Annotated in this window: 22 protein-coding genes; 14 read left to right on the forward strand and 8 right to left on the reverse strand. The window is 59.5% G+C overall.

What is annotated here, in order from left to right; translation table 11 throughout:
* Nucleotides 1-4 precede the first annotated feature (4 nt).
* The 4 genes from frr to rpsB all read right to left on the reverse strand — a co-directional run bounded on the left by frr (nt 5) and on the right by rpsB (nt 3,312).
* Nucleotides 5-562 (reverse strand): ribosome recycling factor, encoded by a 558-nt coding sequence (frr, locus tag KDX39_RS05730; RefSeq protein WP_024686173.1) that lies wholly within the window; start codon nt 560-562, stop codon nt 5-7.
* On the reverse strand, nt 559-1,302 hold the full coding sequence (gene pyrH / locus KDX39_RS05735; RefSeq protein ID WP_073164001.1) for a UMP kinase: 744 nt from the start codon (nt 1,300-1,302) through the stop codon (nt 559-561). Before pyrH ends, frr begins: the two co-directional genes overlap by 4 nt.
* A 206-nt stretch (nt 1,303-1,508) precedes the next feature.
* Complete coding sequence (gene tsf, locus KDX39_RS05740; protein WP_099229700.1) at nt 1,509-2,378, reverse strand: translation elongation factor Ts; 870 nt, start codon at nt 2,376-2,378, stop codon at nt 1,509-1,511.
* 190 nt (nt 2,379-2,568) lie between these two features.
* Nucleotides 2,569-3,312 carry a 30S ribosomal protein S2 gene (rpsB, locus tag KDX39_RS05745; protein ID WP_004879016.1) on the reverse strand — a complete coding sequence of 248 codons (744 nt, stop codon included), beginning with the start codon at nt 3,310-3,312 and terminating at the stop codon, nt 2,569-2,571.
* 312 nt (nt 3,313-3,624) lie between these two features.
* Here rpsB and map point away from each other — a divergent pair, with 312 nt between their 5' ends.
* The 4 genes from map (at nt 3,625) to KDX39_RS05765 (ending at nt 9,341) form a co-directional block, all read left to right on the forward strand.
* Nucleotides 3,625-4,407 carry a type I methionyl aminopeptidase gene (gene map, locus KDX39_RS05750; RefSeq protein WP_099229699.1) on the forward strand — a complete coding sequence of 261 codons (783 nt, stop codon included), beginning with the start codon at nt 3,625-3,627 and terminating at the stop codon, nt 4,405-4,407.
* Between the two features lie 47 nt (nt 4,408-4,454).
* On the forward strand, nt 4,455-7,154 hold the full coding sequence (locus KDX39_RS05755; RefSeq protein WP_231659676.1) for a [protein-PII] uridylyltransferase: 2,700 nt from the start codon (nt 4,455-4,457) through the stop codon (nt 7,152-7,154).
* Nucleotides 7,155-7,186: 32 nt separating this feature from the next.
* Entirely contained in the window at nt 7,187-8,380 is a 1,194-nt protein-coding gene (gene dapC / locus KDX39_RS05760) for a succinyldiaminopimelate transaminase (RefSeq protein WP_231659677.1), read from the forward strand.
* A 133-nt stretch (nt 8,381-8,513) separates the two neighbouring features.
* Nucleotides 8,514-9,341: a matrixin family metalloprotease gene (locus KDX39_RS05765; protein WP_099230067.1), complete on the forward strand. Its 828-nt coding sequence runs from the start codon at nt 8,514-8,516 to the stop codon at nt 9,339-9,341.
* A 74-nt stretch (nt 9,342-9,415) separates the two neighbouring features.
* Here KDX39_RS05765 and KDX39_RS05770 read toward each other — a convergent pair whose 3' ends face one another.
* The gene (locus KDX39_RS05770; protein WP_004879005.1) at nt 9,416-9,646 is read right to left on the reverse strand and encodes a hypothetical protein; all 231 of its coding nucleotides are present in this window, start codon (nt 9,644-9,646) and stop codon (nt 9,416-9,418) included.
* 213 nt (nt 9,647-9,859) lie between these two features.
* On the opposite strand from KDX39_RS05770, the gene KDX39_RS05775 reads away from it, so the two are divergent.
* The 4 genes from KDX39_RS05775 to KDX39_RS05790 are packed head-to-tail and all read left to right on the forward strand — an operon-like array spanning nt 9,860 to nt 12,957.
* A complete protein-coding gene (locus tag KDX39_RS05775; protein WP_004879002.1) occupies nt 9,860-10,207 on the forward strand; it encodes an ArsC family reductase in 348 nt (115 codons plus the stop codon).
* 46 nt (nt 10,208-10,253) lie between these two features.
* A complete protein-coding gene (dapD, locus tag KDX39_RS05780) occupies nt 10,254-11,288 on the forward strand; it encodes a 2,3,4,5-tetrahydropyridine-2,6-dicarboxylate N-succinyltransferase (RefSeq protein WP_210040452.1) in 1,035 nt (344 codons plus the stop codon).
* Nucleotides 11,289-11,347: 59 nt separating this feature from the next.
* The gene (locus KDX39_RS05785) at nt 11,348-12,553 is read left to right on the forward strand and encodes an aminotransferase class V-fold PLP-dependent enzyme (protein ID WP_184318942.1); all 1,206 of its coding nucleotides are present in this window, start codon (nt 11,348-11,350) and stop codon (nt 12,551-12,553) included.
* A complete protein-coding gene (locus tag KDX39_RS05790; protein ID WP_099229694.1) occupies nt 12,550-12,957 on the forward strand; it encodes a SufE family protein in 408 nt (135 codons plus the stop codon). The genes KDX39_RS05785 and KDX39_RS05790 overlap by 4 nt, the downstream gene beginning before the upstream one ends.
* Here the strand turns inward: KDX39_RS05790 and tcdA are convergent.
* Nucleotides 12,948-13,778 carry a tRNA cyclic N6-threonylcarbamoyladenosine(37) synthase TcdA gene (gene tcdA / locus KDX39_RS05795; protein ID WP_058431976.1) on the reverse strand — a complete coding sequence of 277 codons (831 nt, stop codon included), beginning with the start codon at nt 13,776-13,778 and terminating at the stop codon, nt 12,948-12,950. The two genes, KDX39_RS05790 and tcdA, sit on opposite strands and share 10 nt — an antisense overlap.
* Before the next feature lie 316 nt (nt 13,779-14,094).
* Here tcdA and dapE point away from each other — a divergent pair, with 316 nt between their 5' ends.
* From dapE to KDX39_RS05825, 6 genes are all read left to right on the forward strand, one after another.
* Entirely contained in the window at nt 14,095-15,246 is a 1,152-nt protein-coding gene (gene dapE / locus KDX39_RS05800; protein WP_231659678.1) for a succinyl-diaminopimelate desuccinylase, read from the forward strand.
* Nucleotides 15,246-16,055: a putative RNA methyltransferase gene (locus tag KDX39_RS05805; protein ID WP_231659679.1), complete on the forward strand. Its 810-nt coding sequence runs from the start codon at nt 15,246-15,248 to the stop codon at nt 16,053-16,055. Before dapE ends, KDX39_RS05805 begins: the two co-directional genes overlap by 1 nt.
* A gap of 20 nt (nt 16,056-16,075) precedes the next feature.
* Entirely contained in the window at nt 16,076-16,453 is a 378-nt protein-coding gene (locus KDX39_RS05810; protein ID WP_210070117.1) for a hypothetical protein, read from the forward strand.
* A 517-nt stretch (nt 16,454-16,970) separates the two neighbouring features.
* Complete coding sequence (gene plsB / locus KDX39_RS05815) at nt 16,971-19,472, forward strand: glycerol-3-phosphate 1-O-acyltransferase PlsB (protein ID WP_231659680.1); 2,502 nt, start codon at nt 16,971-16,973, stop codon at nt 19,470-19,472.
* A 79-nt stretch (nt 19,473-19,551) separates the two neighbouring features.
* Nucleotides 19,552-19,788 (forward strand): YbaY family lipoprotein, encoded by a 237-nt coding sequence (locus KDX39_RS05820; protein WP_442964527.1) that lies wholly within the window; start codon nt 19,552-19,554, stop codon nt 19,786-19,788.
* Nucleotides 19,789-19,916: 128 nt separating this feature from the next.
* Nucleotides 19,917-20,606, forward strand: a complete 690-nt coding sequence (locus KDX39_RS05825; protein ID WP_099229688.1) for a DUF4197 domain-containing protein — start codon at nt 19,917-19,919, stop codon at nt 20,604-20,606.
* A 74-nt stretch (nt 20,607-20,680) separates the two neighbouring features.
* On the opposite strand, the gene KDX39_RS05830 is transcribed toward KDX39_RS05825, so the two are convergent.
* Nucleotides 20,681-23,749 carry an efflux RND transporter permease subunit gene (locus KDX39_RS05830; RefSeq protein WP_231659681.1) on the reverse strand — a complete coding sequence of 1,023 codons (3,069 nt, stop codon included), beginning with the start codon at nt 23,747-23,749 and terminating at the stop codon, nt 20,681-20,683.
* Nucleotides 23,750-23,754: 5 nt separating this feature from the next.
* Nucleotides 23,755-24,855, reverse strand: a complete 1,101-nt coding sequence (locus KDX39_RS05835; RefSeq protein ID WP_269439836.1) for an efflux RND transporter periplasmic adaptor subunit — start codon at nt 24,853-24,855, stop codon at nt 23,755-23,757.
* Between the last annotated feature and the right edge of the window lie 43 nt (nt 24,856-24,898).

Here is a 24,898-nt window from a genome sequence, read left to right on the forward strand (position 1 = left end):
AACCTTATACAGCCATCAGATCTGCTTCTTTTGTCTTGGTCGCGGCATCGATATCCGCTTCAGCCTTGTCAGTCAGCTTCTGGATATCGGCAGCGGCACGACGCTCTTCGTCTTCGCTGATTTCCTTATCCTTGACCAGTTTTTTCAGGTCACCCAACGCATCGCGGCGAATGTTACGCACGGCAACGCGAGCATCTTCAGCAGCACTGCGCGCCTGCTTGGTGAAGCCCTTGCGGGTCTCCTCGGTCAGCGCCGGCATGGAGATCAGCAACATTTCACCGAGGTTGGTCGGATTGAGGTTCAGACCCGCGCTCTGGATCGCCTTGTCGACGGCGGCCAGCATGTTGCGCTCGAACGCCACGACCTGCAGGGTACGAGAGTCTTTCACGGTGACGTTGGCGACACCGCTCAACGGAGTGTCAGCACCGTAGTAAGGCACCATCACGCTACCCAGAATACTTGGGTGAGCCTTGCCGGTACGAATCTGGCCGAACGCATGGCTCAGGGATTCGAGCGATTTCTGCATGCGCGCCTGAGCATCTTTCTTGATTTCGTTGATCATTGTTGAACTTCCTCGATCAGGGTTCCTTCGGCGCCACCGTGGACAATATTCAGGAGGGCGCCGGGTTTGTTCATGTTGAAGACACGCAACGGCATCTTGTGGTCGCGGCACAGGCAGATTGCGGTGAGATCCATGACGCCCAGCTTGCGATCCAGCACTTCATCATAAGAGAGATGATCGAACTTCTCGGCATTGGGGTCTTTGAACGGATCTGCGGTATAAACACCATCAACCTTGGTCGCCTTTAGCACCACGTCAGCGTCGATTTCGATAGCACGCAGACAAGCAGCCGAATCTGTCGTGAAGAACGGATTACCCGTACCGGCAGCGAAGATCACCACTTCCTTGGAGCTCAGGTGACGCATGGCCTTGCGGCGATCGTAATGATCCGTCACACCTACCATCGAGATCGCGGACATCACGATAGCGGTAATGTTAGCCCGCTCCAGCGCGTCGCGCATGGCCAGCGCGTTCATCACAGTGGCCAGCATGCCCATGTGATCACCGGTGACCCGGTCCATGCCTGCTGCACTCAGTGCTGCACCACGGAACAGGTTACCCCCGCCAATGACCAGCCCGACCTGAACACCAATGCCGACCAGTTGGCCGACCTCCAGCGCCATGCGGTCCAGCACCTTGGGGTCGATGCCGAACTCTTCCGAGCCCATCAGGGCCTCGCCGCTGAGCTTGAGTAGAATGCGTTTATAGCGAGCCTGATAACCACTGCCCTGCTGAGCCATTGCGAATCTCTCCTGCGGCGTTTTCTGAAAAAAATCTGTGCGGGCTATATGGAGCCTGCGCTTACTCTAGCTTGACGCTCCGTGAGCGTCCGGAGAATGCAGCCTTGTGAGCCGATTCTCAAAGGAAATTATTCCTTTTCTCTTTCGACAAAGAGGCCGCACGCGTGAGCGGGCAGCCTCTTTGGGGCGACGTATGGAAAACCGTCTTACTTCTTGCTGGCAGCTACCTGGGCAGCTACTTCTTCAGCGAAGTTGTCGACTGGCTTCTCGATGCCTTCGCCTACTTTGTAGTAGGTGAACGATACGATTTCAGCACCGGCTTTCTTGGCCAGTTCGCCGACCTTGATTTCCGGATTCTTGACGAACGCTTGCTCGACCAGGCTGGCTTCGGCCAGGAACTTGCTGATACGGCCGCTTACCATCTTCTCGGCGATGTCGGCAGGCTTGCCTTTCAGCTTGTCTTCGTTCAGTTGCAGGAAGACGTTCTTCTCGCGCTCGATCGCTTCTGGCGAAACGTCGGAAGGCAGCAGGAACTCGGGGTTGCTGGCAGCAACGTGCATCGCGATGTCTTTGGCCAGTTCAGCGTCGCCGCCTTTCAGGACAACCACAACACCGATCTTGTTACCGTGCAGGTAAGCATTGACCACGTCGCCTTCGATACGAGCCAGACGGCGGATGTTGACGTTCTCACCAACCTTTGCAACCAGAGCGGTACGCTCGACTTCCTGAGCTTCGATCAGCGGAGCTGCGTCGGTCAGTTTGTCAGCGAAAGCTTTTTCGATGCTGCTGGTGACGAAGTTCTTGAAGTCGTCCTGCAGAGCCAGGAAGTCGGTCTGCGAGTTCACTTCGATGATGACAGCGGACTTGTTGTCTTCAGCAACCTTTACAGCAATGGCGCCTTCAGCAGCAACGTTGCCTGCTTTCTTGGCGGCCTTGATGGCGCCGGAAGCACGCATGTCGTCGATTGCCTTTTCGATGTCGCCGCCAGCCTTGGTCAAGGCCTTTTTGCAATCCATCATGCCTTCGCCGGTACGCTCGCGCAGTTCTTTGACCAACGCTGCAGTAATCTCTGCCATTTCAAAATCCTCTTGGATAGGTCTTCAACCATTCCACCCGACTGAACGGGCGTGCAATTCTTGAAAATTCAGGGTGGCAGCGGCACATGACACTAAATCCATGCTCGCCCACCAACAAATCATTTCCTAGGTGGCAAAAAGGGGGCTAAGCCCCCTTTTCGCGTACTGAGTAAACGCCAGGCGTTTTTACTCAGCCTTCTACAGCTGCTGCAGCTGGAGCTTCTTCGACGAATACGTCGGTGCCGCCAGCAACATTGTTACGACCACGGATTACAGCGTCAGCCATCGAACCCATGTACAGCTGAATGGCGCGGATTGCGTCATCGTTGCCCGGGATGATGTAGTCAACGCCTTCCGGGCTGCTGTTGGTATCGACAACGCCGATGACCGGGATGCCCAGCTTGTTGGCTTCGGTGATCGCGATGCGCTCGTGATCAACGTCGATAACGAACAGAGCGTCTGGCAGACCGCCCATGTCCTTGATACCACCCAGGCTGCGATCCAGTTTTTCCAGATCACGGGTGCGCATCAGGGCTTCTTTCTTGGTCAGCTTGGCGAAAGTACCGTCTTCTGCCTGTACTTCCAGCTCACGCAGACGTTTGATCGACTGACGAATGGTCTTGAAGTTGGTCAGCATGCCGCCCAACCAGCGATGGTCGACGTACGGCGAACCGCAACGTGCTGCTTCTTCGGCAACGATCTTGCCAGCGGAACGCTTGGTGCCGACGAACAGAATCTTGTTTTTGCCCGAGGCCAGGCGCTCAACGAAAGTCAGGGCTTCGTTGAACATCGGCAGGGTTTTTTCAAGGTTGATGATGTGAATCTTGTTACGCGCGCCGAAAATGTATTTACCCATTTTCGGGTTCCAGTAACGGGTTTGGTGACCGAAGTGGACGCCGCACTTCAGCATATCGCGCATGGTGACTTGGGACATGATAGTTCCTTGATAAGTCGGGTTAGGCCTCCACGTATCCCAATGACCAACCAGTGGCATGAGCCAAAGGCACCCAGGTCATCGTGTCGACACGTGTGTGGGTTTAAGCTTTCAGGACGGACCTTGGAAAGCGGCGCATTTTATATCACAAAAGGAAAGAGAACGGAACTCCAATCAAGTGCTTGTTTCGCCAAGGCTTTGCCGCTGTCTTGCGTGCATATAAAGGAAGCGATGATCACTCGCTGCGCGGCGGTCTGGTAGAATCGCGCCTCTGCGCACAGAACGCGCACACGACATGCCGAGAGACCCTGTATGACTATCACCCTGAAAACCCCGGAAGACATCGAAAAGATGCGCATTGCGGGCCGTCTGGCAGCCGAAGTCCTGGAAATGATCGCCCCTCACGTCAAGCCCGGTGTAACCACTGAAGAGCTGGACCGCATCTGCCATGACTATATCGTCAACGAGCAGCAGGCCATCCCCGCGCCACTCAACTACAAAGGCTTTCCCAAGTCGATCTGCACCTCGATCAATCAGGTGGTGTGCCACGGCATTCCAGGCGAAAAGCAGCTCAAGAACGGCGACACATTGAACATCGACGTCACGGTCATCAAGGACGGCTACCACGGCGATACCAGCAGAATGTTTCACGTGGGCACCGTACCGGTATGGGCCGAACGCCTGTCGCAGGTCACCCAGGAGTGCCTGTACAAGGCCATCGAGATTGTTCGCCCGGGCACCAGACTGGGTGACATTGGCGCAGTCATTCAGAAACACGCGGAAAAGAACGGTTTTTCGGTGGTTCGCGAGTTCTGCGGTCACGGCATCGGCAAAGTGTTTCATGAAGAGCCGCAGGTCATGCACTTCGGCGAGGCGGGCACCGGCATCGAACTGCTCGAAGGCATGACCTTCACCATTGAGCCGATGATCAATCAGGGCAAGGCTGACACAAAAATTCTCGGCGATGGCTGGACGGCAATCACCAAGGACCGCAAGCTCTCTGCCCAGTGGGAGCACACGATTCTGGTGACTGCCGATGGATACGAGATTTTCACCCTGCGCAGCGATGACACCATCGCGCACAAATCGCCATGAATGATCGATAGCGCCTTCCAACCGTCCGACACGAGGAAAACCGCTCAATGCCGCAGGTAGATCCTGATTTGTTCGACCGCGGCCAGTTCCAGGCCGAACTGGCACTGAAGGCCAGCCCTATCGCTGCTTTCAAGAAAGCCATCCGCAACGCGCGCGATGTGCTGGACGCACGCTTCCGGTCGGGACGGGACATTCGTCGCCTGATCGAGGATCGCGCCTGGTTCGTGTATAACATCCTGTGTCAGGCATGGGATCAGTTCGACTGGAGCGAAGACGCCGATATCGCGCTCCTGGCGGTCGGCGGCTATGGGCGGGGCGAACTGCACCCCTATTCCGACATCGACCTGCTGATCCTGCTGGACAGTGCAGACCACGAAATCTTTCGCGAGCCTATCGAACGGTTTCTGACCCTGCTGTGGGACATTGGCCTGGAAGTCGGACAGAGCGTTCGGTCGGTTGACGAATGCGCGCAGGAAGGCCTGGCCGACCTGACCGTCATCACCAACCTCATGGAGAGCCGGACCATCGCCGGTCCCGAGCGCCTGCGTCAGCGCATGCTGGAAGTCACCAGCCCGCGCCACATGTGGCCCAGCAAGGACTTCTTCCTGGCCAAACGGGCAGAACAGAAGAGCCGTCATCACAAGTACAACGACACCGAGTACAACCTTGAGCCGAATGTGAAAGGCTCGCCCGGAGGCCTGCGCGATATCCAGACCATCCTCTGGGTGGCGCGGCGCCAATACGGCACCCTGAACCTGCATGCTCTGGCCGGTGAAGGCTTCCTCCTGGAAAGCGAGAACAACCTGCTGGCGTCTTCTCAGGAATTCCTGTGGAAGGTCCGCTATGCGCTGCACATGCTGGCCGGACGTTCCGAAGACCGTCTGCTGTTCGACTATCAGCGCGGTATTGCCAGTCTTCTGGGTTATGAAGACAGCGATGCCAAACTTGCCATCGAACGCTTCATGCAGAAGTACTACCGTGTGGTCATGAGCATCGCCGAGCTGAGCGATCTGATCATCCAGCACTTCGAAGAAGTCATTCTGTCGGACGACGACAGCGGTACGCCGCAGCCACTCAATTCCCGCTTCCAGCTGCATGATGGTTATATAGAAGCGACACACCCGAACGTGTTCAAGCGCACCCCGTTCGCCATGATCGAAATTTTCGTGCTGATGGCCCAGCATCCGGAAATCAAAGGCGTGCGTGCCGACACCATTCGCCTGCTGCGCGAACATCGACACCTGATCAACGACGACTTCCGTAACGATATTCGCAACACCAGCCTGTTCATCGAGCTGTTCAAGTGCGAAATCGGTATCCACCGCAACCTGCGCCGGATGAACCGCTACGGCATTCTCGGTCTGTACCTGCCGGAGTTCGGCCACATCGTCGGTCAGATGCAGCACGACCTGTTCCACATTTATACCGTCGATGCGCACACCCTGAACCTGATCAAGCATCTGCGCAAACTGCAATACACCGAGGTGTCGGAGAAATTTCCGTTGGCCAGCAAGATCATGGGCAGGCTGCCAAAGCCGGAACTGATCTATCTGGCCGGGCTATACCATGACATTGGCAAGGGCCGTGGCGGTGATCACTCCGAACTGGGCGCGATGGATGCCCAAGCCTTTGGCGTGCGTCACCACTTGCCGAGCTGGGACACCCGTCTGATCGTCTGGCTGGTGAGCCATCACCTGGTGATGTCGACCACCGCGCAGCGCAAGGACCTGTCCGACCCGCAGGTCATCCACGATTTCGCCCAATTCGTGGGCGATGAGGTTCATCTGGATTACCTGTACGTGCTGACCGTCGCCGACATCAATGCGACCAACCCCACGCTCTGGAACTCGTGGCGCGCCAGCCTGCTGCGCCAGCTGTACACCGAGACCAAGCGTGCGTTGCGCCGTGGCCTTGAGAACCCGGTTGATCGCGAAGAGCAGATCCGCCGTACTCAGATCGCGGCACTGGACATTCTGGTGCGCAATGGCACTGACCCTGATGATGTCGAACAGCTCTGGTCGGCTCTGGGCGATGATTACTTCCTGCGCCACACGGCCGGCGATGTGGCCTGGCACAGCGATGCCATCCTGCAACAGCCTGCCGATGGCGGGCCGCTGGTGCTGATCAAGGAAACCACGCAACGGGAGTTCGAAGGCGGCACGCAGATCTTCATTTATGCGCCGGACCAGCATGACTTCTTCGCCGTGACTGTGGCGGCGATGGACCAGTTGAACCTGAACATTCATGACGCACGCATCATTACTTCCAGCAGCAAGTTCACACTCGACACCTATATCGTGCTGGACAACGAAGGCGGTTCGATCGGCGACAACCCGGTACGCGTTCAGGAAATCCGTGAGGGCCTGACCGAAGCCCTGCGCAACCCGGATGACTACCCGACCATCATCAAACGGCGTGTGCCAAGGCAGCTCAAGCATTTCGCCTTTGCACCGCAAGTCACGATTCACAACGATGCACAGCGCCCGGTCACGGTGCTCGAACTGCTGGCACCGGATCGCCCGGGCCTGCTGGCGCGCATCGGCAAGATTTTTCTGGAGTTCGACCTGTCGCTGCAGAATGCCAAGATTGCGACACTGGGGGAGCGAGTGGAGGACGTGTTCTTTATTACCGATGCTGATAATCACCCGTTGTCCGATCCGCAACTCTGCAGCCGATTGCAGGAGGCGATCATCAAGCAACTGAGTGTCAACTCGCAGCCAAGCGGCGAGATGCGACTCAGTATTTAACCTTCGACGCAGTCCTTGAGAGCCTTTACCTCATGAACAACGCCATGCAACTGCTTCAGCCTTATCCGTTCGAGAAGCTCCGTGCCCTGCTCAGCGGCGTGACGCCCAACCCGGAAAAACGTCCAGTTGCGCTGTCCATTGGTGAGCCCAAGCATCGCTCTCCCGACTTTGTCGCCAAGGCCTTGGCCGACAACCTGGACCAGATGGCGGTTTATCCGACCACACTGGGCATTGCGGCACTGCGCGAAGCGATTGCAGGCTGGTGCACACGCAGGTTCGACCTGCCAGAGGGCTGGATGGACCCGGCGCGCAACGTTCTGCCGGTCAACGGAACCCGCGAGGCGCTGTTTGCCTTCACTCAGACCGTGGTCAACCGGAGCGATGACGGACTGGTCATCAGCCCCAACCCGTTCTATCAAATCTACGAGGGCGCAGCCTTTCTTGCAGGTGCACAGCCCTACTACCTGCCGTGCCTGAGCGAAAACGGCTTCAACCCGGATTTCGATGCGGTAACGCCGGATATCTGGAAACGATGCCAGATCCTGTTCCTGTGCTCGCCGGGCAACCCGACCGGCGCACTGATTCCGGTAGACACCCTGAAGAAGCTGATCGCCCTGGCTGACGAACACGACTTTGTGATCGCCGCCGACGAGTGCTACAGCGAGCTGTACTTTGACGAGCAGACGCCACCGCCGGGCCTGCTCAGTGCCTGCGCGGAACTGGGCCGCAAGGATTTCAAACGCTGCGTGGTCTTCCACAGCCTGTCCAAGCGCTCCAACCTGCCCGGCCTGCGCTCGGGCTTCGTGGCAGGAGATGCGGACATTCTCAAAGCGTTCCTGCTGTACCGCACCTACCACGGCTGCGCCATGCCGGTTCAAACTCAACTGGCCAGCATTGCAGCCTGGAACGACGAAGAGCATGTTCGTGCGAACCGCGATCTGTACCGTGAGAAGTTCGATGCCGTGCTGGACATCCTCGCGCCTGTGCTGGACGTGCAGCGCCCGGACGGCGGCTTCTATCTGTGGCCGAATGTCGGCACCGACGACGCTGCCTTCTGCCGCGATCTGTTCGTCGACCAGCATGTGACCGTGGTTCCCGGCTCGTACCTGTCGCGGGAAGTCGATGGCGTCAATCCGGGCGCCGGCAGGGTTCGCCTCGCGCTGGTTGCGCCGCTTGCAGAATGCATCGAGGCTGCCGAACGCATTCGTGATTTTGTGCGTAAATAAGTCCGCCACTGCGCCGCACGCAATGTGCGGCTCAGTATTTAGTTAACACCTGCCCACTCTTTCAACGGCTTATCTTCGCGGTCCATTTATCGCGCATTCCGACAAGGAAGCGCCCCACACGAAGATGATCCTCATGCCCGAATTACAACCCCGAGAAAATCTGCCGCTGCTCTGTTCGATGCGAGACGCGCAGGACTATCAGGCGTCCTACGAGACCGCCATTCGCGAAAACCCGGCCAACGCAGCCATTACACCGACCTACGAATCGGACCCAGGCTATGCCTCGGAAACCAGCGGGCGCGAGCCACGCATCCTGGTGGCTTTCAACAAGTACTGGGCTCGTGGCCGGACCTTGAAAATCGAATTCCTCAAGAACCCGCCCGCCCCGCTCACTCAGCCGATCATCGATGCCGCCCGCAAGTGGCTGCCGCACGTGAACCTGAAGTTCGAATTCGTGACCAGCGGCCCCAGCGACATTCGTATCGGCCTCAATACCCACTTGAACTGGAGCGAGCTGGGTACTGACGCTCTGCTGGTGGCGCAGGACAAGGCCACCATGGAATTCAATTTCGGGGAGATATTCGAGGCCGATCTGCGGCCCAAGGCCGAACTTGAACGCATTGTCCTGCACGAATTCGGACATGCACTGGGCGCCGTCCATGAGCATCAACATCCGGATGCAAAAATTCCGTGGAACGAGCCGGTCTTGCGTCGCCTGCTGGCCCTGGCAGGCTACAGCGATGAACTGGTGGCCAGGAACTTCCTCGACCAATACGAAGCGGCCGACTTTCACTACTCAGCTTATGACCGGGACTCGATCATGCACTTCGATATTCCGAATGCCCTGACGCTGGGCGATTTTGAAATCATCAACACCGGAAAGACACTGAGCGCCAAAGACATCGAACTCATGCAGTCGATCTACCCTGACCGCAGCAACTCGAAATTTGAAGAACCGTAACGCAGTTTGAACGTGTATGACTGGCGCGCCACGAGTTGTCCCAAGGCTTACGTGACGCGCCTGTCAGAGAACGCCTAATCCCGAACCCTCAACGTTTCAGCAATCCACCCGACAGCCCAACTGACAGGATCATGGGATCGCATGGGCAACAGCGGTTTTCCTTCCCGCGCCGCCATCCGCCCTTCTATCTCAGCCTGGCTGTGAATCCAGATTGTGTTCTGCTTGAAGCCTTCCGCGCGTTGACGTTCCCTGTAATAACGTTGTCGGATCAGTGCCGCTTCCCTCTTCTTTTCCTGTTCAGACATAACGCACCCGATCTTACATGTGGTACATCATCATTGCTCTTCACCGCTCATCGCTCAAGAGTAAGACGGGTGAAATGTTCTTCACCTAAAGTGGTCGGGCACCGGTTCCAGACAGCCAAAGCGCCCAGTGCGCTGACGTGGCATAATCACCGGCCAAATTTAACGGGAGGCAACAGGGAACATCCGGCAACGCCCGTCTCCCTGCACAATTCAATGACTTACACCCTGTTCGGCATCAAAGCCTGCGACACCATGAAAAAAGCACGGACCTGGCTCGACGAGCATTCCGTCAGCTACGATTTTCATGACTACAAGACGCAAGGTATCGACCGTGAGCACCTGACCCAGTGGTGCAACGAGCACGGCTGGCAAGTGGTGCTGAACCGGGCGGGCACGACCTTCCGCAAGCTCGACGATGCTCAGAAGGCCGATATCGATCAGCCCAGGGCCATTGAATTGATGCTCGCGCAGCCGTCCATGATCAAGCGCCCTGTGCTTGATCTGGGCGACAAGACCCTGATTGGTTTCAAACCCGATTTGTATGCAGCGGCCGTTCAGTAAGCCGGGACGCTACTGATAGCCCTTAGATAAGTTACGAGGTATTCGCATGTCCACTACCCTGTTCAGCCTGGCCTTCGGCGTTGGCACTCAAAACCGTGAAGGCGCGTGGCTGGAAGTGTTTTACGCACAGCCTGTGATCAACCCTTCGGCCGAACTGATTGCAGCCATCGCGCCGGCGCTGGGCTATACCGGCGGCAACCAGGCGATCACGTTCAATGTTGATCAGTCCTACAAGCTGGCCGATGCCGTCAAATCGATCGACGCGACGCAGGCCGCATTGCTCAACCGTCTGGCCGAGAGCCACAAGCCGCTCGTTGCCACGCTGCTGGCTGAAGATGCACCGCTGACGTCGACCCCTGAGGCGTACCTCAAGCTGCACCTGCTGTCTCATCGTCTGGTCAAGCCGCATGGTCTGAACCTGACCGGTATTTTCCCGTTGCTGCCAAACGTGGCCTGGACCAGCCAGGGCGCTGTGGACCTGAGCGAACTGGCCGAGCGTCAACTGGAAGCGCGCCTCAAAGGCGAACTGCTGGAAGTGTTCTCCGTGGACAAGTTCCCGAAAATGACCGACTACGTCGTGCCGAGCGGCGTTCGTATCGCTGACAGCGCGCGCGTGCGCCTTGGTGCCTACGTCGGTGAAGGCACTACCGTGATGCACGAAGGTTTCGTCAACTTCAACGCCGGCACCGAAGGTCCGGGGATGATCGAAGGCCGTGTGTCGGCTGGCGTCTTCGTCGGCAAGGGTTCCGACCTGGGCGGCGGCTGCTCCACCATGGGCACCCTGTCCGGTGGTGGCAACATTGTCATCAAGGTTGGCGAAGGCTGTCTGATCGGCGCCAATGCCGGTATCGGCATTCCATTGGGTGATCGCAACACTGTGGAATCGGGTCTGTATGTGACGGCCGGTACCAAGGTTGCCCTGCTCGACGAGAACAACGAGCTGGTCAAGATCGTCAAGGCACGTGATCTGGCCGGTCAGAACGACCTGCTGTTCCGTCGCAACTCGCAGACCGGCGCTGTGGAATGCAAGACCCACAAGTCGGCCATCGAGCTGAACGAAGCCCTGCACGCTCACAACTGATGCCGTGTGCGGGTTCGGAACACCGCGTCCCGAACCCGCTTCACCCAGCCGGATGAATCATGCCCCTCCTTTCTCCCTGGCGCGCTGACTTTCCTGCCATCGCCGCCCTGCAACGGCAAGGCCAGACCTATCTGGACAATGCCGCCACTACGCAAAAACCTCAGGCATTGATCGATGCCCTGACTCATTACTACACCAACGGTGCCGCCAACGTGCATCGTGCGCAGCATCTGCCCGGTGCACACGCCACCCAGGCATTCGAAGACAGCCGCAGCAAGACTGCACACTGGCTGAATGCGGGCGATTCGGGACAGATCATCTTTACCCACGGCGCGACCTCGGCACTGAACCTGCTCGCCTACGGCCTGGCGCACGAATTCACGGCGGGCGACGAAATCGTCATCAGCGCGCTGGAGCATCACGCCAATCTGCTGCCCTGGCAGCAACTGACGCAACGTCTCGATCTCAAGCTGGTGGTTCTGCCTCTGGACACCAACGGCATCATCGACTGCGTGGCGGCCGCTCACCTGATCGGGTCCCGTACGCGACTATTGGCCATCAGTCAGCTTTCCAATGTGCTCGGCACCTGGCAGCCACTGCAGCGGCTCATCGCCCTGGCCAAGGCACAGGGCGCGCTGACGGTGGTGGACGGTTCGCAAGGCGTGGTTCATGGCCGTCATGATGTCCAGGCACTGGGCTGCGACTTTTATGTGTTTTCAAGCCACAAGCTGTATGGCCCGGAAGGGCTCGGCGTGCTCTTCGGCCGCAACGACGCGTTGCCCAGTCTTGCGCACTGGCAGTACGGCGGCGAGATGGTGTTGACCGCCGACTATCACCACTCGAAGTTTCGCCCAGCACCGCTGGGCTTCGAGGCCGGTACGCCGCCCATCGCCAGCGTGATCGGCCTGGGCGCGACGCTGGACTATCTGGACAGCCTGGACCCTCAGGCGGTCGCGGAACATGAACTCAAGCTGCATCGACGCCTGCTCGAAGGGCTGCAGCAGCGTGACGGCATTCAAGTGCTCGGCTCACCGGACCTGGCACTGGTCAGCTTCGTGGTCGAAGGCGTGCACAATGCCGATCTGGCGCACCTGCTCACCGAACAAGGCATTGCCGTGCGCGCCGGTCATCACTGCGCCATGCCGTTGCTCAAGAGCCTGGGGCTGCCGGGCGCGATCCGGGCTTCGCTGGCGCTGTACAACGACTCGGACGACCTTCTTCATTTTTTCAATGCACTGGATCAGGCGCTGGAGTTACTCAGATGAGTCTTCCCTCGCTTGCCCGGACAGCACTCGACATTTTCAGCCAGCAACAAGGCTGGGAGCAGCGTGCACGCCTGCTGATGCAATGGGGTGATCGGCTCCCGCCATTGAGCGATGACGAAAAGTCGGATGAACATCTGGTGCATGGCTGTGAGAGCAAGGTGTGGCTGACAGGCGAGGTCAGCGCCGGGCACTGGCAGTTTCGCGCCAGCAGCGATGCGCGTCTGATACGCGGTCTGGTTGCTCTGCTACTTGCACGGGTAAACGGGCTTTCGGCGGAAGAACTGCAGGCTGTGGATTTGCCGGACTGGTTCAGTCAACTGGGCTTGAGTCGCCAGTTGTCACCCTCGCGCAGCAACGGCCTGAACGCTGTGCTGCAGAAGATGCAAACGCTCACTCAGGCCTGATCCGAGACCGCAGCAGCAGGTTTGACCCGCTCCGAAGGACGTCGTGTACCCGCTACCAGCTTGTCCACTGCGCGAGTGGCGGCGATCATGCCGAACGATGCAGTAACCATCATCACCGCACCAAATCCGCCCGCGCAGTCGAGCTTGACCCCTTCGCCGACAAACTTTTTCTCCAGGCAGATGCTGCCATCCGGCTTCGGGTAACGCAGTTGCTCGGTGGAGAACACGCATGGAACGCTGTAGTGGCGGTTCGGGGTCCGCGAAAAACCGTAATCACGGCGCAGGGTCGAGCGCACCTTGGAGGCCAGCGGGTCGTTGAAGGTACGGTTCAGATCGGCGATCTGGATCAGCGTCGGATCGATCTGCCCGCCTGCGCCACCCGTTGTGACCATCTGGATCTTGCGCCGTTTGCACCAGGAGATCAGCGCTGCCTTGGCGTTGACGCTGTCGATGCAATCGATGACGAAATCCAGCTCCGGCGTGATGCACTCGGCCATCGTGTCGCGGGTCACGAAGTCTGCCACCGCATGCACCACGCAGTCCGGGTTGATGGAGCGAATACGCTCCGCCATCACCTCGACCTTCGCACGACCCACCGTGCTGTCCAGCGCATGTAACTGACGATTGGTATTGCTCACGCAGACGTCGTCCATGTCGAACAGCGAAATTTCACCCACGCCGCTGCGCGCCAGCGCCTCCGCCGCCCAGGATCCCACGCCGCCGATACCGACCACCGCCACATGCGCAGCACGCAGACGCTCCAGCCCCTCGATGCCGTACAAACGGGCAATGCCTGCGAAACGTGGATCTTCTGCGCTCATGATCAATACCTCAAAAACCGGCGCGCATTATAGGGGTTTGCGGGCTTCGCGGCACCTGCGACATTGACCCGACCTCTGCAAGTAGACATACAGCCTGCCAACCATCCCGGCGGGTCGAGCCTCAGTTGCGAAGGATTACCCCGGAGAATCGTCTGCCTCCTAATTGACTAAATCAGTGAATAAGCATGTATCAGGGAGGAAGCCTCAAGATGGAACGCACCATGAAACCTCTAATGAACGACAGCCTCAGGCCGTCGTTTTGATATAAGATAACGGCCCTTTCGCGCCCCCCAGTCTTGCTACCGGAGTTCTGTACATGACGGCCCCTTCCGATCTTTCGCCTACCCTGCAGCTTGCCTGCGACCTGATCCGTCGACCGTCGGTCACGCCAGTCGATGCCGATTGCCAGACCGTGATGATGCAGCGTCTGGGCGATGCCGGTTTCAAACTTGAGCCGATGCGTATCGAAGACGTGGACAATTTCTGGGCAACCCATGGCAACCACGACGGTCCGGTGCTGTGTTTCGCCGGTCACACCGATGTGGTGCCGACCGGCCCGGTCACGGCCTGGCAGAACGACCCGTTCGATGCGCTGATCGACGAGCACGGCATGCTGTGCGGACGTGGCGCAGCAGACATGAAGGGCAGTCTGGCGGCGATGCTGGTGGCGGCCGAGCGTTTCGTGGCTGACCATCCCGATCACCGCGGTTCGGTTGCATTTCTGATCACCAGCGATGAAGAAGGCCCGGCGCATCACGGCACCAAGGCCGTTGTCGAGCGTCTGGCAGCGCGCAAGGAGCGTCTGGACTGGTGCATCGTCGGCGAACCGTCGAGCACCACGCTGGTGGGCGATGTGGTCAAGAACGGTCGTCGCGGCTCGCTGGGCGCCAAACTTACCGTGCTTGGCAAGCAGGGTCATGTGGCTTATCCACATCTGGCGAAGAACCCGATTCATCTCGCTGCGGGCGCGCTGGCCGAGCTGGCTGCCGAGCACTGGGACAACGGCAACGACTTCTTCCCGCCGACCAGCTTCCAGATTTCCAACCTCAATTCCGGCACCGGCGCGACCAACGTGATTCCGGGCGACCTGGTGGCGGTGTTCAATTTCCGTTTCTCCACCGAATCGACCGTCGAAGGTCTGCAGCAGCGCGTAGCCAGCATTCTCGACAAGCATGAACTGGACTGGCACATCGACTGGGCGCTGTCCGGCCTGCCGTTCCTGACCGAGCCGGGTGCCCTGCTGGACGCGGTCTCCGCGAGCATCAAGAGCGTAACCGGCCGCGACACCAAGGCTTCGACCAGCGGCGGTACATCCGACGGGCGCTTCATCGCGACGCTGGGCACTCAGGTCGTTGAACTGGGCCCGGTCAATGCGACGATCCATCAGGTCAATGAGCGCATTCTGGCCAGCGATCTCGATGTACTGACCGAGATCTACTACCAGACACTGGTCAAGTTGCTCGCCTGATGCTGACCTGCCCTATCTGCTCCGGGCCGCTGAGTGCGGCCGACAATGGCGTGGTCTGCCCCGCCAATCATCGCTTCGACCGCGCACGGCAGGGTTATTTGAACCTGCTGCCGGTGCAGCACAAGAACAGCCGCGACCCTGGCGATAATCAGGCGATGGTCGAGGCGCGGCGTGATTTTCTCAACGCAGGCCATTACGCACCGGTTGCCCAGCGCCTGGCCGAGCTCGCGGCTGAACGCATGCCCGCTCACTGGCTGGACATTGGCTGTGGCGAGGGTTATTACACGGCGCAAATTGCCGAAGCGCTGCCAAGGTCCGACGGGTATGCGCTGGATATCTCCCGCGAAGCCGTCAAGCGCGCCTGCCGTCGTGATCCGAAAGTGACGTGGATGGTGGCCAGTATGGCCCGCGTGCCGTTGCCGGATGCCAGCTGTCAGTTTCTGGCCAGCGTCTTCAGCCCGCTGGACTGGGTCGAAGCCAAGCGCCTGTTGACACGCGGTGGCGGGCTGATGCGCGTCGGGCCGACCAACGACCACCTGATGGAGTTGCGCCAGCGTCTTTATGACGAAGTGCGTGACTACGCCGACGACAAGCATTTGGCGCTGGTCCCGGAAGGCATGCAACTCCAGCACAGCGAAACGCTGCGCTATACCTTGAAGCTGATCGACGGTCAGTCACGCGCCGACCTGCTGGCCATGACGCCGCATGGCTGGCGTGCCAGCGCCGAACGTCGCACGGCCGTGATCGAACAGCCCGGACCGTTCAAGGTTACCGTTTCCATGCGCTACGATTATTTCGTGCTGCAATAAGCATTCAAAAAGAGGCACCCATGCGCCAACCTGATATCGAGATCTACCTGAAAGACGAAGACGTCGACCACAAGGCCATCGCCCAGTGGCTCGGCGAAGCCATTGGCCCCTGCAGCGAGTGGGCGCAGAAAGGCCAGACCTGGAAATGCAAGGCAGGCAATGTACCCGTGACCTGGCTGCCCAAGGCCGTGGGCAAGTGGAACAGCCTGTACCTGGAAAGCGACCAGACGCCGTGGGACGACGATATCGCCTGTGCCCGCGCAGCGTTTGCCGCCCTGAACGTGGAAGTTCGCTGTGCACCGGGCACCTGGGTGGAAGAAGAGAGCGATGAAGCCGCCGACCGCTGGATGCGCATCAGTGCCGACGGTGAAGAAGAAATCACCTGGCGGACTTCGTAAGCGACAGGGTCCGGGCGCGGACTCAAGCGCGATCACAAACTCTTCCGAGCGGGTCATTCCGACGCATAGCGTTGACCTGCAGCCGGACGCGAGCGTCCTGAGAGTCGTTACCACGCAGAGCGTGGGAACGAGCTGGCTACACAGCTTTGATTCTGCCAATGCTCCGCGCCCATCGTTACACACACGTCCTGCTGCAACCAAGGACTGTAGGCGGCGGCTTGCCGGCGATGCTTTTTCTTGACGACTGAACTGACGCCGTCGCCGGCAAGCCTTCTCCCACACGCACGCATTCGGTCAGACACGTTCGTTTTGGCCCAGGTTTTCCGTCTTCCGGACTTGTGTACAACGATGAGTGCTCCGCCTGGGCATGCAGCCTGTGACGCTGCGCGTCACACTGGCACAAATTGCAGATCATGAATCCGGGCACTCGGCTTACATCACCGCTTTTGCCCATCGCCTCGGGATGCGTCACACTGGCACCATCTCGGGCAGCCGCCCTTTATTCAGCAGAAGCCGTATGACCCGCTCTCCGTTCCGCCGTCTTGTATTCGGCACGCTGCGCCGTTTGCTGTACCTCTGGGTTCGCTCGGAAACCATCAATCAATCGTCTTTCACGCTCAATCTGGATCGCAGCCGGCCGGTGTTCTATGCCCTGCAATCGCCGTCAATCAGCGATCTGGCGGTGCTCGACACAGAATGCCGCAAGGCCGGTCTGCCTCGTCCCGTGTTGTCAGTGTCGGTCGGCGATCTCATGGAGCCTGCCGCGTTCTTCTATCTGACGCCCTCCCCCGACTGGCTGGGTCGTCACGACAAACGCGGTGCTCCACCGACGCTGGAGCGGCTGGTGGCTGCGGTCAGTCAGAACCCGGCCGAGGATGCCCAGATCATTCCGGTCAGTGTGTTCTGGGGCCAGTCGCCCGATCGCGAGTCAAGCGCCTGGAAGCTGCTGTTCGCCGACAGCTGGGCGGTAACAGGACGCCTGCGTCGTCTGGTCAGCATATTGATTCTGGGCCGCAAGACGCGTGTGCAGTTTTCCGCGCCGATTCACTTGCGTGAACTGGTCGACGAGAACAAGGGCTACGAGCTGACCCTGCGCATGACCCAACGTCTGCTGCGCGTACACTTTCGCAACCTGAAGAGCGCTGTCATCGGCCCCGACGTGTCGCACCGACGCAATCTGGTCAAGGGTCTCCTGGACGAGCCGCTGGTCAAGCAGGCGATTCTTGAAGAGGCGCAGCGCGAAAAGATCTCCGAAGACAAGGCCCGCGAGCTGGCACTGCGTTATGGCAACGAAATTGCCTCGGACTACACCTACTCGGCGATCCGTTTTCTGGAAGTGGTGCTGAGCTGGTTCTGGAACAAGATCTACGACGGCATCAGAGTCAGCCATATCGAGGGCGTGCAGGAAGTCGCGCCGGGCCACGAAGTCATTTATGTACCCTGCCACCGCAGCCATATCGACTACCTGCTGCTCTCCTACCTGCTGTTTCGCAACGGCCTGACCCCGCCCCACATCGCGGCGGGCATCAACCTCAATATGCCGGTCATCGGCAGCCTGTTGCGGCGCGGGGGCGCGTTTTTCATGCGTCGTACCTTCAAGGGCAACCCGCTGTACACCGCCGTGTTCAACGAATACCTGCACACCCTGTTTACCAAGGGTTTCCCGGTCGAGTATTTCGTCGAAGGCGGCCGCTCGCGCACCGGGCGCATGCTGCAACCCAAGACCGGCATGCTGGCCATCACCATGCGCAGCTTCCTGCGCAACTCGCGCATGCCAATCGTGTTCATCCCGGTGTACATCGGTTACGAGCGCGTCCTTGAAGGCCGTACGTACCTGGGCGAACTGCGCGGTGCGACCAAGAAGAAAGAATCGATCTTCGACATCTTCAAAGTGATCGGCGCGCTCAAGCAGCGCTTCGGTCAGGTGTCGGTGAACTTCGGTGAGCCGATCAAGCTGGCCGAGTTTCTCGACGCCGAACAACCGGACTGGCGTGAACAGGAACTGGCTCCGCAGTTCAAACCGGACTGGCTCAGCGACACCACCCATCGTCTGGGCGAGCGGGTGGCTCAGCACTTGAACGAAGCGGCAGCCGTGAACCCGATGAATCTGGTGGCTGTGGCGTTGTTGTCGACACATCGGCTGGCGCTGGATGACCAGGCCATGGAACGGGTGCTTGACCTGTACCTGACGCTGCTGCGTGCAGTACCGTATTCGCCTCACACCACGCTGCCGGAAGGCGACGGCCGTGCGTTGATCGAGCACGTAAAGGGGATGGATCTGCTGGCGGAGCAAAAAGATGCGCTGGGCAAGATTCTGTACCTGAACGAACAGAACGCAGTGCTGATGACCTATTACCGCAACAACGTGCTGCACATTTTTGCGCTGCCGTCGCTGCTGGCGAGTTTCTTCCAGAGCTCTTCGCGCATGAGCCGCGAGCTGATTCTGCGCTACACCCGCGCGCTGTATCCATACCTGCAATCCGAGCTGTTCATCCGCTGGCCGCTGAACGAGCTGGATGAAGTGGTGGATCAGTGGCTGACTGCGTTTGTCGAGCAGGGCCTGCTGCGTCGCAAGGATGACGTGTACATCCGTCCGGAACCCAGTTCCCGCGAGTTCGTGCTGCTGACCCTGCTGTCCCGCGCCATCGCCCAGACCCTTCAGCGCTTCTACATGGCCATCGCCCTGCTGCTCAACAGCGGGCAGAAAAGCCTGACCCCCGAAGAGCTGGAAGACCTGTGTACGGTCATGGCCCAGCGGCTGTCGATTCTGCACGGCCTCAACGCGCCGGAATTCTTCGACAAGAGCCTGTTCCGCCACTTCATCCAGACCCTGCTTGACCTGGGTGTGCTACGCAAGGATGCCGCTGGCAAGCTGAGTTATCACCCGCTGCTGGGTGAACTGGCAGAAGGCGCAGCAAAACGCGTATTGCCGGCCGAAATCAGGTTATCTATCCGTCAGGTGGCGTTGCACAGCGGTGAAGATGAGCAAAGTGTCAGCACCGAGGAAGGAGCAGCGTAGGCCTTATCCCGAAGCTAGCCGGCAAAACTGGACAGGTATTTTTTACGCTTCTGAGGCTGTCAGGGTTTGTTTTGCATCCATGACTGATGCCAACCACCCAAGGAAGATTGAACTGTCCAGCGAACCTCGTCTACGCCCTCAAGGCGAAGTTCGTTACCTGCCACGCATCGCACTGCCGGCAGGCTGCACCCTGATCGTCAAATTCGAAGACATCAGCCGGGCTGATGCCGCGGCTGACGTCATTGCGGTCAGCGAGCGGGAAATCACCCATCAGGTGCCGCTGCCGTTCGAGCTGAGCTACGCAGTACCCGCCTGACGATCGTCTGAGCCCCCTTCGACTTCCCGGTGTCAGACACCTGCGCTGACTTCCTGATACGCTCAATGCATACAGCGCCGATATCTGCCTCGATGCTGCTTTCAAGACCTCACCAAAAGGATGCTGCCATGCTTCGCCCCACGTTCACCTTTGCCGGCCTCTGTGCAGGCCTGCTGTTGTCGGCCAACGTCTTCGCCCTGTCGCTGGGTGACCTGTCGCAATCCGATGCTACGGGCGGTCTCAAGGATGCCCTGACACAGGGCGCACAGGTTGCGGTCAAGCAACTGGGCGTGCCGGGCGGTTTCAGCAAGAACGAAGAAGTGCGTATTGAACTGCCCGGAAAACTCGGTCAGGTCGCCAAGAAAATGAAAATGCTCGGCATGGGCACTCAGGTCGACCAACTGGAAGCCAGCATGAACCAGGCCGCCGAAGCGGCGGTGCCACAAGCTCAGGCGCTGTTGGTGGATGCGGTCAAGAAAATGAGCGTGACCGACGCCAAGGCGATTCTCAGCGGTGGCAAGGATTCGGCGACGCAATACTTGAGCAGCAGCAGTCGCGAGCAGATCCGCACCAAGTTCCTGCCCGTCGTCAAGAAAGCCACCGATCAGGTCGGCCTGGCCCAGAAATACAACGCTTTCGCAGGCAAGGCTTCTTCACTGGGCCTGCTGGACACCAAAAGCGCGAACATCGAAAGCTACGTGACCGAGCAGGCGCTCAATGGCCTGTTCGAGATGATCGCCAAACAGGAAGAAAGCATCCGCGCCAACCCGGCCGCTGCGGCGACAGGGCTGGCGAAGAAAGTGTTTGGCGCGTTGTAAACGCTGCATATTGATCGTGCCCATGGCTCAGCGTGGGCATGCAGCCCGGGACGCCCCGCGTCCCGATGGGAGGCCTAGACACCCTCGACTTTCTTCACCCTGAACCACGCCGCATACAGCGCAGGCAGAAACAGCAACGTCAGCGCGGTGGCCACGATCAGGCCACCCATGATCGCCACCGCCATCGGGCCGAAGAACAGACTGCGCGACAGCGGAATCATCGCCAGCACGGCCGCCAGTGCGGTCAATACGATAGGTCGGAAGCGACGCACCGTGGCTTCGATGATCGCGTGCCACTGATCCAGCCCTGCGGCAATGTCCTGCTCGATCTGATCCACCAGAATCACCGAGTTGCGCATGATCATTCCCGAGAGCGCGATGGTACCCAACATGGCCACGAAGCCGAACGGCTGGTTGAAGATCAGCAGAAACAGCGTCACCCCGATCAGGCCCAGCGGCGCGGTCACGAACACCATGAGCATGCGCGAGAAGCTGCGCAACTGGATCATCAGCAGGGTCAGCACGACCACGATGAACAGCGGAACGCCGGCGTTTACGGAGTTCTGTCCGCGTGCCGAATCCTCCACCGTACCGCCAACCTCCAGCAGATAACCGTCCGGCAACTCGGCGCGCACTGCATCCAAAGTCGGCATGATCTGTTTCACCAGCGTTGCCGGTTGTTCCTTGCCATAGATATCTGCACGTACGGTCACACTGGGCAGGCGGTTGCGATGCCAGATCACACCCTCTTCAAACCCGTATTCCAGCGTCGCCACCTGAGACAGCGCTACGCTTGTGCCGTTTTGTGTTGGAACAGCCAGGCTGGACAGCGCCTCCAGTTGTTCACGTTCATTGCGTGTGCCGCGCACCATGATGTCCACCAGTTCGTCGTCTTCGCGATACTGGCTGACAGTGGAACCCGTGAGCGAATTGCGCAGGAAGGCTGACAAGTCAGCGGTGGTCACGCCCAGCGCCCGTGCGCGATCCTGATCGATGTTCAGGTGCACCACCTTGCTCGGCTCTTCCCAGTCCAGATGAACATTGGACACATGGGAATTCTCGCGAACCTTGTCCTGCACCTTGCGCGCCAGCGCCCTGACCACTTCGATGTGCTCGCCAGTGACGCGGAACTGCACCGGATAGCCCACAGGCGGACCGTTTTCCAGACGCGTCACCCTGGAACGCAGGGTCGGGAACTGTTCATTGAGATGAGTGATCAGCCAGCTGCGCAGCGCCTCGCGGTCTTCGATGCTGCGAGTGAGCACCACAAACTGGGCGAAACTGGGCGCGGGCAGTTGCTGATCCAGCGGCAGATAGAAACGCGGCGAGCCGGTGCCCACGTAGGCGACGTAATTGTCGATACCTTCGTGCCCCTTGAGCATCTGCTCCAGACGCTTGACCTGCTCGGCCGTGTTGACCAGCGACGAACCTTCGGCCAGCTTCAGGTCTACCATCAGTTCCAGACGTCCGGAAGCCGGGAAGAACTGCTGCGGGACGAACTTGAACATCACCACCGACAGGACAAACAGGCCGACCGTGGCAACGATCACTGTCTTGCGGCGCCGCACGCACCAGCCCACCACCGCTCGAACGCGTTTATAGAATGGCGTCGCATACGGATCAGGTGCATGACTGCCGTGTTTGGCAGCGTGCCGCTTGGCGAGGTCCGGCAACAGGCGATCGCCCAGATAAGGCACGAACATCACCGCTGCAATCCAGGAGGCAATGAGCGCGATAGTCACCACCTGGAAGATCGAGCGGGTGTATTCACCGGTACTCGATTGCGCGGTGGCAATCGGCAGGAAGCCCGCTGCCGTGATCAGCGTACCGGTCAGCATCGGGAACGCTGTGCTGGTCCAGGCAAAGCTGGCGGCCTTGAGCCGGTCGTAGCCCTGCTCCATCTTGATCGCCATCATTTCCACGGCAATGATCGCGTCATCCACCAGCAGACCCAGGGCAAGCACCAGCGCTCCAAGTGAAATCTTGTGCAGGCCAATGCCCAGGTAATACATGGCCGCAAAGGTCATCGCCAGCACCAGCGGAATGGCCAGCGCGACCACCATGCCGGTGCGCACGCCCAGCGAGAAGAAGCTCACCAGCAATACTATGATCAGCGCTTCGGCCAGTACCTGAACGAACTCACCGACGCCTGTCTTGACCGCTGCAGGCTGATCGGACACCTTGCGCAACTGCATGCCGGCGGGAAGGTTTTTCTGTAACCGGGCGAACTCGGTTTCCAGCGCCCGTCCCAGTACCAGAATGTCGCCGCCGTCCTTCATGGCCACCGCCAGACCAATCGCATCCTCGTCCATGAAGCGCATGCGCGGCGCGGGCGGGTCGTTGAAGCCGCGATGCACCTGCGCCAGATCGCTGATTCGAAACGCGCGATCGCCAACGCGAATCGGAAAGTTGCGGATCTCGTCCACGCTCTGGAACTGCCCGCTGACCCGCAGCTGGATTCGCTCGCTGGACGTCTCGAAGAAGCTCGCCGAGGACACGGCGTTCTGCGCCTGGAGTGCCTGCTGAACCTGCTGCAACGGCAAGCCCAGCGTGGCGAGCTTGACGTTGGACAGCTCGATCCAGATTTTCTCGTCCTGCAGGCCGATCAGTTCGACCTTGCCGACATCCTTGACCCGTTGCAGCTGAATCTGAATCCGGTCGGCGTAATCCTTGAGCACCGCATAATCAAACCCCTGGCCGGTGAGCGCGTAGATATTGCCGAAGGTGGTGCCGAACTCATCGTTGAAAAACGGTCCTTGCACGTCGGGGGGCAGGTTCTGGCGAATGTCGCCGATCTTCTTGCGGATCTGGTACCAGAGATCAGGCAGGTACGCGGAAAAGATCGAGTCACGCGCAACGAAGGTGACGGTGGACTCCCCAGGCCGCGAGAACGACGCAATGCGCTCGTACTCACCGGTTTCCATCAGCTTTTTTTCGATGCGATCCGTGACCTGTCGAGCCACTTCTTCGGCGCTGGCACCCGGCCACAACGTGCGGATCACCATGGCCTTGAAGGTGAAGGGCGGATCTTCGCTCTGCCCCAGTTTGGTGTAGGACAGCGCACCGACAATGGCCAGAACGATCATCAGATACAGCACAACCTGGCGGTGACGCAGCGCCCATTCGGAAAGATTGAAGTGCATCGGGCCTACTCCTTGGCAGCCAGTTTCACGGCCCGATTGCTGCGGTCCACCGGACGAATCCGCTCGCCCTCACGCAATACGTGTCCACCTGCGGCCACGATCCAGTCGGTTTCCTGCACCCCCTGAACGACCGGCACGGACTCCTGACCATACGGACCGACCTGCACAGGCACTCGTGTCACGGTGCTATCGGGGCTGACACGCCAGACGTAAGTAACTCCGTTTTCAGCCGTCACCGCCGAGAGTGGCACCGCCAGCGGCACCGTATGCTCGGACGCAATGAACACTCGCGCGCTCTGGCCAAGCTCTGCCGGAACCTGCCCACTGGCAAACGCCACGCGCGCCGCAAAGGTACGCGAACGGGGATCGGCGGAAGGTGACAGCTCACGGATACGACCAGGGAAGCGCTGATCGCGCACTGTCCAAAGCTCGACAGAGACCGGTTGACCGACCTTGAAGCGGGCAAAATTCTGTTCCGGGAGGCTGATCAGCACTTCTCGCTCACCGTCTGCCGCCAGAGTAAAGACCGTCTGGCCTGCTGCAACCACCTGCCCGACCTCGACCGAACGCTTGGCGATCACCCCATCCTGGGACGCCCGCAGTACCGCGTAGCTGGCCTGATTGTCAGCTACCGTCAGCTCGGCCTTGATCTGCTTGAGTCGGGCTTCGCCGGCGCGGTAGAGGTTTTCCGCGTTGTCGTATTGCGAGCGGCTGACCATCTGCCGATCCTGCAGGGTCTTGTAGCGATCCCGTTCGGAGCGCACCAATTGCAGATTGGCTTCAGCGGCAGTGACCTGTGCACGGGTGGCGTCCAGTTGCAGGCGTACGTCCTGCGCATCCAGTTCGGCAAGCGGCTGGTTGGCCTTGACCCGCTGCCCCTCCTCGACCAGCCGTTTACTGACCTTGCCGGCAATACGGAACGCCAGTTCAGGCTCGAAACGGGCACGCACTTCGCCGGGGTAACTGTCCATGGACTGAGCGGAAGGCAGCGGCTGCACCACCATCGCGGGGCGGACGAAAACCGGGGCGGTGGTTTCCTGGCCACAGGCGGTCAGCAGCGAGACCAGACACAGCGGCACGAGAAGCGGCATGACATCGCGGAGCATGATGTAAACCTTCATCAAAACAGGCTTGGAATAATTGTACTGG

The organism is Pseudomonas sp. CDFA 610 (genome assembly GCF_021147865.1).
GTDB classification, from domain to species: Bacteria; Pseudomonadota; Gammaproteobacteria; order Pseudomonadales; family Pseudomonadaceae; genus Aquipseudomonas; species Aquipseudomonas alliivorans.